The 13077-nt window shown below is 68.4% G+C and carries 9 protein-coding genes; 6 read left to right on the top strand and 3 right to left on the bottom strand.

What is annotated here, in order from left to right; all coding sequences use genetic code 11:
• Positions 1-16: 16 nt before the first annotated feature.
• The 6 genes from Q0863_RS11825 (at position 17) to rnfB (ending at position 9002) form a co-directional block, all read left to right on the top strand.
• Complete coding sequence (locus tag Q0863_RS11825; protein ID WP_298578084.1) at positions 17-3058, top strand: TonB-dependent receptor; 3042 nt, start codon at positions 17-19, stop codon at positions 3056-3058.
• A 118-nt stretch (positions 3059-3176) separates the two neighbouring features.
• Positions 3177-5216 (top strand): prolyl oligopeptidase family serine peptidase, encoded by a 2040-nt coding sequence (locus Q0863_RS11820; protein ID WP_298578083.1) that lies wholly within the window; start codon positions 3177-3179, stop codon positions 5214-5216.
• Positions 5217-5280: 64 nt separating this feature from the next.
• Positions 5281-5718, top strand: coding sequence for a DUF2147 domain-containing protein (locus Q0863_RS11815; protein WP_298578082.1), 438 nt, complete (start codon positions 5281-5283; stop codon positions 5716-5718).
• 122 nt (positions 5719-5840) lie between these two features.
• On the top strand, positions 5841-7961 hold the full coding sequence (gene metG, locus Q0863_RS11810; RefSeq protein WP_298578081.1) for a methionine--tRNA ligase: 2121 nt from the start codon (positions 5841-5843) through the stop codon (positions 7959-7961).
• 22 nt (positions 7962-7983) lie between these two features.
• Positions 7984-8574, top strand: coding sequence for an HAD-IB family hydrolase (locus Q0863_RS11805; RefSeq protein WP_298578248.1), 591 nt, complete (start codon positions 7984-7986; stop codon positions 8572-8574).
• The gene (gene rnfB / locus Q0863_RS11800; RefSeq protein WP_298578080.1) at positions 8571-9002 is read left to right on the top strand and encodes an Rnf electron transport complex subunit RnfB; all 432 of its coding nucleotides are present in this window, start codon (positions 8571-8573) and stop codon (positions 9000-9002) included. Before Q0863_RS11805 ends, rnfB begins: the two co-directional genes overlap by 4 nt.
• A 27-nt stretch (positions 9003-9029) precedes the next feature.
• On the opposite strand, the gene Q0863_RS11795 is transcribed toward rnfB, so the two are convergent.
• The 3 genes from Q0863_RS11795 to mutL form a co-directional block, all read right to left on the bottom strand.
• A complete protein-coding gene (locus tag Q0863_RS11795) occupies positions 9030-9992 on the bottom strand; it encodes a TraB/GumN family protein (RefSeq protein WP_298578079.1) in 963 nt (320 codons plus the stop codon).
• 162 nt (positions 9993-10154) lie between these two features.
• Entirely contained in the window at positions 10155-11099 is a 945-nt protein-coding gene (locus Q0863_RS11790; protein ID WP_298578078.1) for a DUF1684 domain-containing protein, read from the bottom strand.
• Complete coding sequence (gene mutL / locus Q0863_RS11785; protein ID WP_298578077.1) at positions 11096-12940, bottom strand: DNA mismatch repair endonuclease MutL; 1845 nt, start codon at positions 12938-12940, stop codon at positions 11096-11098. The genes Q0863_RS11790 and mutL overlap by 4 nt, the downstream gene beginning before the upstream one ends.
• Positions 12941-13077 lie beyond the last annotated feature (137 nt).

The following is a 13077-nucleotide window of genomic DNA, read 5'->3' as shown; positions in this document are numbered from 1 at the left end:
CAAGAGGGGAATAATGATGAGATCGACTGACACGCGCGCGGCAACCGGTTTCAACCGCAACCGGCTCACCCTGGCGCTGGCTGCGGCCCTGCTGCTGCCCACCGGCGCCAGCCTGGCGCAGGACGCCGCGCAGGAAGAACAGGAAGAAGCCGCCGAGGTGGAGAAAGCCACGACGACGGATTCGACTCCGGTCCAGTCGCTGGACAGGATGGTGGTGACCGGCTCGCGAATTTCGCGTGACACCTTCAATTCCGTGTCGCCGATCCAGGTCATCACCCGCGAGGAAACGACCGCGGCGGGCTTCAACTCCACCGCCGGCGTACTGCAGAGCAACGCGGTCACGGGTGGCGCGTCGCAGATCAACAATGCCTATGGCGGCTTCGTCGTGAACGGCGGGCCAGGCGTGAACACCCTGTCGCTGCGCGGCCTCGGCGCAACCCGCACCCTGCTGCTGCTCAACGGCCGCCGCGTCTCGCCGGCCGGTTCGCGCGGGGCCGTGGGTTCGGCCGACCTGAACGTGCTGCCCAACATCATGGTCGACCACATCGAGGTCCTGAAGGACGGTGCTTCCTCGATCTACGGTTCGGATGCGGTCGCGGGCGTGGTGAACATCATCACCAAGCCCCGCGTCGACGGCTTTACCGTCGATTTCCAGCACAACGCCACCAAGGACGGCGGCGGCGACGAAACCCGCGGCGCCATCATGGGCGGCGCGACCGGGGATCGCTGGCGCGTCGCTGGTTCGCTGGAGATCTTCCAGCGCTCGGAACTGACACGGGGACAGCGCGACTGGGCGAGCGACTGCCCCGTGCCGCTGTTCGGCCGCAATCCGGACGGCAGCTACGGCGCGGACGACTACATCGACCCCGTTACCGGCCAGCCGAAGTGCTGGACGCTCGACAACGGCGGCGTGACCATCAACACCCTGGGCACGGCCTACCTGCTTGGCCAACCTGGTCTGGGCAGCCTCGGCTACTACGGAACCTACTTCCCCGAGGATTGGGAAGGCGGGTTGGACTACTTCAACCGCTGGCGCCCCAACGCCGGGGTGACGGCCGGCCTGCCTGGTTTCGAGGGCGTCGACTACTACGGCCGCGACAGCTTCGATCCGCGGATGCTGCGCGAATCGCTGATCTCGCCTACCCAGAACACCACCGGCTTCTTCCAGGCCGGCTACGACCTGCAGGCGCTGGGCGACGCCGAGCTGTACTTCGAAGGACTGGTGCACCGTCGCGAGTCGGAGCAGAACGGCTACCTGCAGCACGTGATGGACTACCCGGTGGGCAGTCCGCTGCTGGGCGACCTCGGCGGGTTGCCGGCCTTCCTCGCCGCCCCGGCGGACGGGTCGACCAATGGCCAGAATGTGGCGGCGCGCGCCTTCACCGGATGGGGCCTGTACAAGAACTGGCAGGAAGTCGACTTCTACCGCGCGACCCTGGGACTCAAGGGCAACCTGGGCACGGAGTGGAGCTACGACGCCTCGTTCAGCCATGCCCGTTCCGATGCCGACTATTACACCCAGAACCGGTTGACCGACCGGATCGCACGCAGCTTCGACGTGGTGCCCGATGGGGCCGGCGGCTTCGTCTGCCGCGACGCCTCGGGTGGCTGCGTCGCCGCACCGGTACTGAGCGCTGCAGTGATCGGGGGTGAGCTCTCGCCCGCGTACCGCGACTGGATCATGGACGATACCCACGGCAACACGCTGTATACCGAGACCACCTTCAATGCCGGCGCGACCGGCCCCCTGTTCGACGTGCCGTACGGCACGGTGAGCGGCGCATTCGGCGTGGAGTATCGCGAGCAGGAAATCGACGACACCCCGGACATCAATTCGGTGAACAACAACCTCTTCGGTTTCACCGCCTCGCAGCCCACGCGCGGCGAGGATTCGGTCACCGAGGCTTACGCCGAGATCGAAGTGCCGGTGCTCAACGGCCTCCCCTTCGCAGAGGAGCTGGTGTTCAACTTCTCGGGACGCTACACCGACTACGACTCCTACGGCGACGACACCACCTGGAAGGTCGGCATGCTCTACACGCCGGTCAGCTGGCTGTCGCTGCGAGCGTCGCGGGGCACCTCGTTCCGTGCACCCGCGCTGTTCGAGCAGTTCCTCGGCGCGACCAGCGGCTTCCTGAGCTCAAATACCGATCCTTGCAACAACTGGGCGGCCAGGAACCCGAGTTCGCCCAGGTACATCAACTGCGCGAGCCTTGGGCTTCCGAACAACTTCAACCAGACCAACAGTGTCACGGTGATCACCCAGGGCGGCGCCGAAACCGGCCTGGCGGCGGAGAACTCGGTTGCGGTGACCGCCGGCCTGGTCCTCCAGCCGGAGTTCCCCGAGTGGTTCGGTGACCTGTCCTTCGCGGCCGACTACTACGACATCAAGGTCAACGATGGCGTCGCGCGACTCACCGGCGGCCAGGTGCTCAACCTGTGCTATGACAGCCAGCCGGGCGATTTCAGCTCCAATGCTGGCTTCTGCAGCCTCGTGGCTCGCGGGGCCAACAATGCGCTGTCGGTCACCACCGGTTACGTGAACATCTCCGAGAGCCTGGTGCGAGGCTGGGACTTCACGGCCCGGTACGTGCGCGACGTCGGGCCGGGCACGTTCCGCGTCAACGCGCTGGTGTCCAACTTCATGGAGCAGGCAGGCCGCACGTTCCCCACCGATCCGGTGCGCAACTACACCGGCACCGTCGCCGCACCGCAGTACACCGGCCAGCTCGAGCTGTCGTACACCGTCAAGAACTGGTTCCTGTTCTACGGGATCGACTGGGTCGACTCCACCAACGAGTACGATTACTACGACCGGTACTTCGACACGGACTATCGTCCGACCTACCTGATGGAAACCGACGACTACTACACCCACAACGCGTCGGTGCAGTACCGTGGTGACGACTGGTCCGCGCGGGTGGGCGTGAGGAACATTGCCGACGAGGCACCCCCGGTCATCTCGGCCTACACCGACACGATCGGCAACGCCCCGCTTTACAGTGGCTATGACTTCTTCGGAAGAACCGTCTTCCTGAACCTGACGAAGTCGTTCTGACCACACGCCCGAAGAGTGCCATGGAGGCCGTCGCTCGCGAGAGTGGCGGCCTTCTTTCTGCCGGTCGGACGATGCTGTACGCTCCCGGCATTGACGGAAACAATCAGGGGACTCCAGCATGAAGTGGATTTTCGCCGCCCTCTCGCTTGCAGTCGCGGCCCTGGCTGCGCAGCCCGCGCACGCGGCGCCCCCGAAAGCGCCGACCGTCGAACAGCTCGCGGCGTTTCCCGCGTTCTCCAGCTTTACGCTTTCGCCCGACGGCCGGCACATCGCCGCGCTTCGCGCCGACGGCGAGGACAGGTACATCGCGGTGTGGCAGGCCGATTCGCTCGACCAGGCCCCGACGCTCATCGGGTCGGACAAGATGAAGTTCACCGGCGTGACGTTCATCAAGAACGACCGGCTGGCCGTGTCCCTGTGGCAGCCCTATGACCTGCGCACCGACAGGGTGACCAGGACGTTCCTCAGCAAGCTGATGATCACCGATCTCGCGGGCAGGGAATGGAAGGAGCCGCTCACCCTTCCCCGCGCGAACACCCGGGAAGAACAGCTTGCCCAGGCAAGGACCAGTCCCACGGTGCTTGACCGCCTGGCAAACGATCCCCACCACATCCTGGTGATCAACAACATCGGCGCGAGCGCCGGAGACGTGTTCCGGGTCGATCTGAGGGACATGTCCTCCTCCCGCATCCAGATGTCAGGCGAGAACGTCGCCGGCTACGTGACCGACCTCGATGGCGAGCTGCGGGCGCGGCTGCAGGCCAATGTCGACGGCACCGGCGCCTACATCGCGGCGGAGTTCCGGAACCTGCAGAACGGGGCTTGGGAGGAGCATTTCCGCTCGTACGTGAAGGATCGGGACCAGACCCAGATCGTCGGGTTCAGCGACGATCCGAACATCGCCTTCGTGCAGAGCAACGTGGGTGAGGACAAGTCCAGCATCTACGAGTACGACATTGCTGCCAGGCAGCGCAAGGAGGTCCTGTTCCAGCACCGCTTCTTCAACGCCAACCGGGTCCTCGTCAATCCCTACCGTAGCGCGGGGGACAGGTTTGGCAGAATCCTCGGGGTCGGATACGAAGGGCCGCGCGGTGACGACGTGGAATGGACCGATCCCACCCTCCGGGCGCTCGATGCCGGCCTGAGGCAGGCACTCGGCATCGCCAGCCGGCAGGTGTCGCTGGTCGATCCGGCGACCGGCGACCGGGCAGGTGTCGATTATCCGGTGGAGAAGGATTACCGGATACTCGGCTTCACCCCGGATTTCTCGACCGTGCTGCTTTCGCTCGACGGCGCATCGGTGCCGCCGGAGTATTACCTGTTCCGGAACGGCACGCTCTCGCTGCTGGCCAAGACCTATCCGGAGATCGACTCCGGGGCGCTCGGGATCACGGAGCTGGTGTACTACAAGGCACGCGACGGACTGGACATCCCGGCGTTCCTGACCCGCCCCAACGAGTCGATGTGCGGCAAGGGTCCCTGGCCCGCAGTCGTCCATCCGCATGGCGGCCCCTGGGCGCGCGACACAATGGATTTCGACGGGTCGATGTGGGTGCCGCTCATGGCCTCGCGTTGTATGGCCGTGTTGCGTCCGCAGTTCCGCGGGTCCGACGGATGGGGTCGCAAGCTCTGGATGGCCGGCGACATGGAATGGGGCCAGAAGATGCAGGACGACAAGGATGACGGCGCCCGGTGGCTGATAGACCAGGGCATCGCCCAGGAGGGCCGCATCGCGATGTTCGGCTTCTCCTACGGCGGCTATTCGGCGTTCGCAGCAGCGGTGCGTCCGCACGGGCTGTACAAGTGTTCGATCGCGGGCGCCGGCGTTTCCGACATCGGAAGGATCTGGGCACGGTTCTACACCAATCCCTTCTTCCGCCAGGCGCAGGAACACACGGTGAAAGGGCTAAGCCCGCTGTCTGCGGCGGCCGATATCAAGATTCCGCTGATGGTCTATCACGGTGTCCGCGACCAGACGGTACCGGTCGAGCAGTCGCAGTGGTTCGTTTCGAGGGCGAAGGCTTCCGGCCAGCCTGTCGTCTACCATGAGATCGAGGATTACGGACACGGTCCTGCCTGGACGCGCGCGATCATGGGGCGGCAACTGCGATACATCGAGGACTACCTCCTCAATGACTGCGGGGGAAGCGGTCTCTGACGCGAGCACGTGCCCGCAAGCCGGCAATCGGCACCGCTAATTACCAGCCAACTCCGGAGTAGCAATGAACCGTCTGATCTTCTTCTTCGCATTCGCAGCCGTCGCGCTGCTGGCAAGCCTGCCCGCCCACGCCGCCGACCCCGCCGTCGGCCGCTGGAAGACCATCGACGACGAGACGGGCCAGCCCAAGTCGATCGTCGAGATCAGCCAGAACGCGAACGGCACGTTCAGCGGCCGCATCGTCGAGCTGCTCAATCCGAGCAAGCCCAACCCGGCCTGCGACAAGTGCAAGGACGACCGCAAGGGCAAGCCGATCACCGGCATGGAGATCATCCGCGGCATGAAGCGCGATGGCGACGACTATTCGGGCGGCACCATCCTCAAGCCCGACGAGGGCAAGGTGTACAAATCGAAGATGGAACTGGTCGAGGGCGGCAGCAAGCTCGAGGTCTCGGGCTGCGTGGCCTTCATCTGCAAGTCACAGGTGTGGCTGCGCCAGTAGGCGCCCGCCTATCCCGCCTTCCAGGCCCGGCCGCTGCGCCGGGCTTTTTCTTGCGGCGGCGCCGGATCAGGCCGCTCCACGGGGCCATGCGATAATTCGCCACCCCCGCAGAACGACCCGACATGCCCCGCCCCGCCATCGTCACCAGCGCCCTGCCCTACGGCAACGGCCACCTCCACATCGGCCACCTGGTCGGCTACATCCAGGCCGACATCTGGGTGCGCGCGCGGCGCCAGGCGGGCGGCACGGTGCATTTCGTCTGCGCCAACGACACCCACGGCACGCCGATCATGCTGGCGGCGGAGAAGGCCGGGGTGCCGCCCGAGGACTTCATCCGGGGCACACAGGCCAGCCAGGAGCGCGACTTCGCGGACTTCCGCGTCGACTTCGACTGGTACCACTCCACCCATTCGGCCGAGAACCGCGAACTGACGGAGCGCTTCTACGCCGCGCTCGAGGCGGGCGGACACATCGACCGCCGTTCGATCGAGCAGCTCTACGATCCGGTCAAGCAGATGTTCCTGCCCGACCGCTACGTCAAGGGCACATGCCCCAACTGCGGAACGCAGGACCAGTACGGCGACAACTGCGAGTCCTGCGGCGCCACCTATGCGCCGACCGAACTGAAGAACCCGCGCTCGGTGGTGTCGGGCGCCACGCCGGAACTGCGCGCCTCCGAGCACTTCTTCTTCAAGGTCGGCGATTTCACCGACGCCCTGCGCGACTGGCTCGAGGGCGAGGTCGCCATCCCGGGGGTGAAGGCCAAGCTGCGCGAGTGGATCGACGCCGAGGGCGGGCTGCGCGACTGGGACATCTCCCGCGACGCGCCCTACTTCGGCTTCGAGATCCCCGGTCACCCGGGCAAGTACTTCTATGTCTGGCTGGATGCGCCGATCGGCTACTTCTCCAGCCTGCTGGCGCTTGCGCGCAGTGGCCGCAAGCCCGGCTTCGACGAGGCCGCGTTCGAACGCCTGCTGCGTCCCGGTCCGGAGGCCGAGCTGCGCCACTTCATCGGCAAGGACATCGTCAACTTCCACGGCCTGTTCTGGCCGGCGGTGCTCGGCGGCAACGGCCTGCGCCTGCCCGACCGGCTACACGTGAACGGCTACCTGATGGTGGACGGCGCGAAGATGAGCAAGTCGCGCGGCACGTTCGTGATGGCGCGCACCTACCTCGACAACGGACTCGACCCGGAGGCGTTGCGCTACTACTTCGCCGCCAAGTCCTCCGGTGGCGTGGACGACCTCGACCTCAACCTGTCGGACTTCGTCGCCCGCGTGAACAGCGACCTGGTCGGCAAGTTCGTCAACATCGCCAGCCGCTGCGCGAAGCTGCTGCAGACCCAGTTCGACAGCGTCCTGCCCGCCACCACGCCGGAGGGAGCGAGCGAGGGCTGGGTCGACCAGGCGGGTGCGGTCCGCACCGGCGTGCGCAATGCCAGCCTGCTTGCGCCGCAGGATTACGAAGCGGGCAATTTCGCCGCGGTGGCGCGCAACGCCATGGCCGCCGCCGACAGCGTCAACGAGTACATCGCGCAGACCGCACCCTGGGCCCTGGCCAAGGATCCGGCGCGCCGCGCCGACCTGCACCTGGTGCTGGCGACCGCGCTGCAGGCCTTCGCCGACATCGCCGGCATGCTCAAGCCGATCCTCCCGGGTATCGTCGAACGCATCGAGCAGTACTTCGGCGGCGACGTCGTACTGCAGCCGGGACGGTTCACCGAGCTCGACGGCCGCACGCTCGCCAGCTACAGCCCGCTGTTCACGCGGATCGACCCCAAGCAGATCGACGCCATGACCGAAGCCTCCAAGGACACCCTCGCCACGCCACCGGCCGCCACCCCGGCGCAGGGGGAATCGAAGCCTGCCGCATCGCCCGCCCCGCCGGCGCCTGCAGCCGAAGCCGCCACCGGCCTGGTCGGCATCGAGGATTTCGCGCGGCTCGACTTGCGCATCGGCAAGGTGCTCGAGTGCGGTTTCGTCGACGGATCGGACAAGCTGCTGCGCTTCCTGCTCGATGCTGGCGAACTGGGCCGGCGCCAGATCTTTTCCGGCATCCGCGCCAGCTATGCCGAGCCGGAGAAGCTGGTGGGCCGCAGCGTCGTGTTCATCGCCAACCTCGCCCCGCGCAAGATGCGTTTTGGCATCAGCGAAGGGATGATCCTGTCGGCCGGCTTCGACGGTGGCGCGCTGGCCCTGCTCGACGCCGACGCAGGTGCGCAGCCCGGCATGCCGGTACGCTGATGTCCCGCCACGGCCCATGCCCATGCAGCTGGCGCTGTTCGACTTCGACCATACGCTGACCACCTGCGACACCTATTCGCGGTTCCTGCGCACGGTCGCCACGCCCGGACAGCTGGCGCGCGCGCGGTGGACGGTCGGCCCCTGGCTGCTGGGCTATCGCGCGGGGCTGGTCACGGCCGCCGCGATCCGTGCCCGCGTCTCGCGGGCAGCGTTCGCCGGGCGCGATGCGGCCGCAATCGCGGACCTGGCCGCCCGATACGCACGCGAACAGCTGCCGGGGCTGCTGCGGCCGGACATGGTCCGGCGGCTCGAATGGCATCGCGCGCAGGGGCACCGGATGGCGGTGGTGTCGGGCTCGCTCGACCTGTACCTGCGGCCCCGGTGCGAACAGCACGGGCTGGACCTGATGTGCAACCGGCTGCAGTCGGTCGACGGGCGGCTGACCGGGCGCTACGACGGTGGCGACATCGGCCCGCGCAAGGCGCGCGAGATCGGACTGCGCTATGTGCTGGGCGACTACGAGCGCATCCACGCCTACGGCGACAGCAGCGAGGATCGCGGCATGCTCGCGCTCGCCCACGAGCGCTGGTACCGCGGCAGGCGGATCGCATGACCCCGCGTCCCACGCCCACGCTGGTCGAGCGTCTCGACCGGCTGCTGCCGCAGACCCAGTGCGGACGATGCGGATTCGACGGCTGCCGGCCGTATGCCGAGGCGATGGCGCGCGGCGAAGCGGGCATCGACCGCTGCCCGCCCGGCGGCGATGCCGGCGCGCGCGCGCTCGCGCGCCTGCTCGATGTGCCGGTCGCGCCCTACGACCGTGGTCGCGGGACCTGGCTTCCGCCACGCGTGGCGGTCATCGTCGAGGCCGACTGCATCGGCTGCACCAAGTGCATCCAGGCCTGCCCGGTCGACGCCATCGTCGGCGCCACCAAGCTGATGCACACCGTGCTGCCGTCGCTGTGCACCGGCTGCGACCTGTGCGTGCCGGCCTGCCCGGTCGACTGCATCGTGATGCAGCCGGCATCCGGGACAGGCTAGCCGCCGTCGCGTCGAACCGACCGCCAGTTACCTGCTGCAGGCCGAGCAGATCCGCTCGACCTCGTAACCCTTCTCGCGCAGCTTCTCGACCACCCCGTCCTCGCCCAGCAGGTGCAGCGCGCCGACCACCACCAGCACGTCGTTGCCGTCCGGCGCGCGCAGCTTGGCCTCCAGCTTCGGCACCCAGGCCTCGTTGCGCTCGACGTTGATGCGCCGGTACAGGCCCGGGAACTCGCGACGCATGTCCGCCGCCATGCCGGCCCACAGCGCCTCGGCGTCGCCGCTGCGCCAGGCCGCGTGCAGCTTGTCGATCTCGGCGCGGCCCTCGGCGGCGCCTTCCAGCGATTGCTGCAGGAACTGCAGCTGCTCGGCGCGGTCCATGCCGTCGAGGAAGGCGACCTGCTCGGCGCCGGTTTCCAGGCCCGAGGTCGCCTTGCCCGTCTCGCCGGCCTTCTTCGCAAGGTGCGTGTCCAGGCCCAGCGCCGGATCGAGGCCGGCCTTGCGCATTTCGGTGACGGTGACCATCAGCCCGACGAACCAGGGCTCGAACATCTGCATGGCCTGCGGCGGCAGCTGCATCTGCTGCAGTTCCGCGGCGTTGGCCTCCAGCCATGCCGCCAGCGCCTGGCGCGTATCGTCCGGCAACTCGCTGTCGAGCGTGGTCCCGTCGGTGCGCAGTGCCGCCTGTCCCATCTGCATGCCCAGCATCGGCGAACCCAGTTCCTCCGGCGGGATCTCGAACACCACCTTCTCCGCATCGGCGAGCGCGACATCCACGTCGCGCGACAGCGGATAGTCCTCCGGACGGAGCAGGTGGAACGAGCCGAGCAGGTACAGCGAGCTGTCCTGGTCCGAGACCTTCCACATCAGCGGCACGGGCGCCTTGTCGCCGGCGGTGTCGGCGTGCGCCGCGCCAGCGAACGCCAGGAAGGTGGCAACAGCCAGGGCGGGACGGATCATGTGGCGGGCGGCGTTCCAGCGAAGTCGCATCGTGTGTCCTTTCGTTGTGTGGCAATCGTCGTCCAGGACGCAGACGGTCCGATGGATGTGACGCGAGCGGCCTGGAATGGCCCGACGAGAGCGGTGCCCTGCAAGTGTAGCGGCCGGCCGTGCAGGTCCATTGGATCGCCGGCCAGCGTGTGGTGTCGCAGCCTAGGGCCTGGCGTACTTCTTCTCGCCGGCGGTGATCGCCAGGTCGAGGCGGTTCTCCGGCGGCGGCAGCGGACAGGTGGCGAAATCCGTGAACACGCACGGCGGGTTGTAGGCGCGGTTGAAGTCGACCAGCAGGCTGCCGTCGGCAGCGGGCGCGGCCGTGTAGAGGTAGCGGCCGGCACCGTAGCTGTCGTGTCCGCTGGTGCGATCGGCGAACACCAGGAACAGGCCGCCGTCCTCGCCTTCGAGCGCTTCGAGGCGGTACGTGGCGCCGCCGCGTTCGAATTCGACGAGGCCCGGATTGGGCTGCGGCGCCTGCTGGCTGGTGATATCCATGATCTGGAGGGTCTTGCCGGCCGGGTGCGCGACGAAACGGGCCTGCACGCGCCAGGCCGGATCGGCCGGCCAGTAGTCCAGCGGTCCCAGCCGGGTCAGGGTGTCGGCTTCGGCGTGCTTGACGCGCAGCGCCCTGCGCCCGCCGCGCTCGACCAGCGACAGCTGGCCCCTGCCCGCGTCGAAGCCGACGAGGGTCGGCGTCGCGGACAGGTCGGACTGCAGTTCGAAGCGGTCCGTGGCCGCTTCGCCGTCGACCGTCAGGCCGGCATCGGCTTCTGGCGTGAGCCAGACCTTACCGCCCTGCTGCTGCAGCAGGCCGAGCTTGTCAGGCCCCTTCGCCAGGCGGATGCCGTTGGTCGCGCCACTGCCGACATAGTGGGCGGGCAGCTCGATCCAGTGCAGGCCGACCAGGCTGGCCCAGCCGTCGGGTTCGAGCAGGCGCGCGCGACGCTCCGCGCGCCAGGCCTGGTTGTCCGCGACGAACGCGGGATCGGCAGCGACCGGACCGGTGTCTTCCTGCATCGCGCCATCGCCACCGCCGCCGCCACAGGCGGCCAGCAGCAGCGCAAGCGCCGTGCCGGCGGTCCCCACCACCATCCTCGTCATCATCGCCCCCTCAGGAACCATCGATCGATCTCGGCCAGCCGGAAATGCGCCCAGGTCGGACGCCCGTGGTTGCACTGTCCCGAACGCTCGGTGGCTTCCATCTGCCGCAGCAGCGCGTTCATCTCGGGAAGCGTGAGGCGCCGGTTGGCGCGCACCGCGCCGTGGCAGGCCATGGTCGACAGCAGCTCGTCGCGCGCGCCGCGCACGCGCAGGCTTTCGCCGCGCTCGCGCAGGTCCGCGAGCACGTCGCGCAGCAGCGCTTCGGTCTCGCCGTCGGCCAGCAGTGCCGGCACGCTGCGCAGCAGCAGGCTCTGCGGCCCCGCGCGCGAGACCTCGAAGCCCAGCTCGGCCAGGGTCGCGGCTTCCTGCTCGGCCACGTCGGCCTCGCGCTCGGACACCGCAAGCGCCTGCGGCACGAGCAGCGGCTGGGTGCGCAGTCCTTCGCTGTCGTGCGCAGCCTTGAGCCGCTCGTAGCCGATGCGTTCGTGGGCGGCATGCATGTCCACCACGATCAGGCCGTCGGCGGCCTCGCTGAGGATGTAGATGCCGTGCAGCTGCGCCACCGCATAGCCCAGCGGCGGCACGCCCGCGGCGTCATCGGCACGCGGCAGCGCCGGCGCCTGCTGCGCGGCGGCCGACGGCTGCGCATACAGGGCGGCATAGGCCGCACGCGCTTCATCGACCTGCAGCGTCATCGGCACCTGCGGGCCGGACGAGGCAGCCCACGCCGGCCGGGCCTGCGCGAACGCATCCGCTGGCCCGGCCCGGTCGCCATCGTCGCCGGAGATCATGCCGGGCACGGCGCCCGGCAGCGAGGAGTCCGTCGCCGCCAGCCCCGCACGCGTACCGGCCAGCGCATCGTGCAGGGTGCGGTAGACGAAATCGTGGACCAGGCGCGCGTCGCGGAAGCGCACTTCGTGCTTGGCCGGGTGCACGTTGACGTCGACGCGGGTCGGATCCAGCGCCAGGAACAGTACGTACGCCGGCTGCCGGCCGTGGTACATCACGTCGGCGAACGCCTGCTTCACCGCGTGCGCCACACTGCGGTCGCGCACCGGGCGGCCGTTGACGTACAGGTACTGCTGGTCCGCGCTGGCGCGAGAGTACGCGGGCTGCGCGATCCAGCCATGCAGGCGCAGGCCCGCGCCCTCGTGTTCGATGCGCAGCGCGTGTTTCGAGAACTCCTCGCCCAGCGTCTCGAGCAGCCGCTCGCCGGCGAACAGCGCACCACCGGAGCGGTCGAACGCGCGGTAGCGCCGCGACGCCTTGCCGTTGTGCGACACGCGCAGCTCGACATCGGGCCTGGCCAGCGCCAGCGAACGCAGCCATTCCTCGATGTGGCCCAGTTCGGTGCGTTCGGCGCGCAGGAACTTGCGCCGCGCCGGCACGTTGTAGAACAGGTCGCGCACTTCCACCGTGGTGCCGGGCGGGTGCGACCTGGGCGCGACCTCGCCGACGCGTCCCCCTTCGATGAGCAGTTCGGCGCCATGCGCATCGGCCGGACGCCGCGTCGCCAGCCGCATCCGGCTGACCGAGGCGATCGACGGCAGCGCTTCGCCACGGAAACCGAGGGTGGCCACGGACTCCAGGTCGTCGAGGCTGGCGATCTTGCTGGTGGCATGCCGCGAGACCGCCAGCGGCAGTTCGTCGGCGGGCATGCCGCCACCGTCGTCGCGCACGCGGATCAGGCGCACGCCGCCTTCTTCCAGGTCGAGGTCGATGCGCGTCGCGCCCGCGTCGAGCGCGTTCTCGACCAGTTCCTTGACCACCGACGCGGGTCGTTCGACGACCTCGCCTGCGGCGATCTGGTTGATCAGGGTGTCGGGCAGGGGCTGGATGGGCACCTGCGCATGATAGCGGCGCGCGCCGGCCGGACGCGAAAGCGGATGCGCGAAGCGTGGATCCGGGAAGGATTGTCGCCGCGCGGCGAAGCGGGCATTTCCAGCAGGCGAACGGTCCGATCGCCGCGTCCCGCGCCGAT

This window comes from uncultured Luteimonas sp. (assembly GCF_947492465.1).
Classification (GTDB): domain Bacteria; phylum Pseudomonadota; class Gammaproteobacteria; order Xanthomonadales; family Xanthomonadaceae; genus Luteimonas.
Note: the sequence above shows the minus strand (reverse complement) of the source record. Positions and strands in the feature narration are given on the sequence as shown.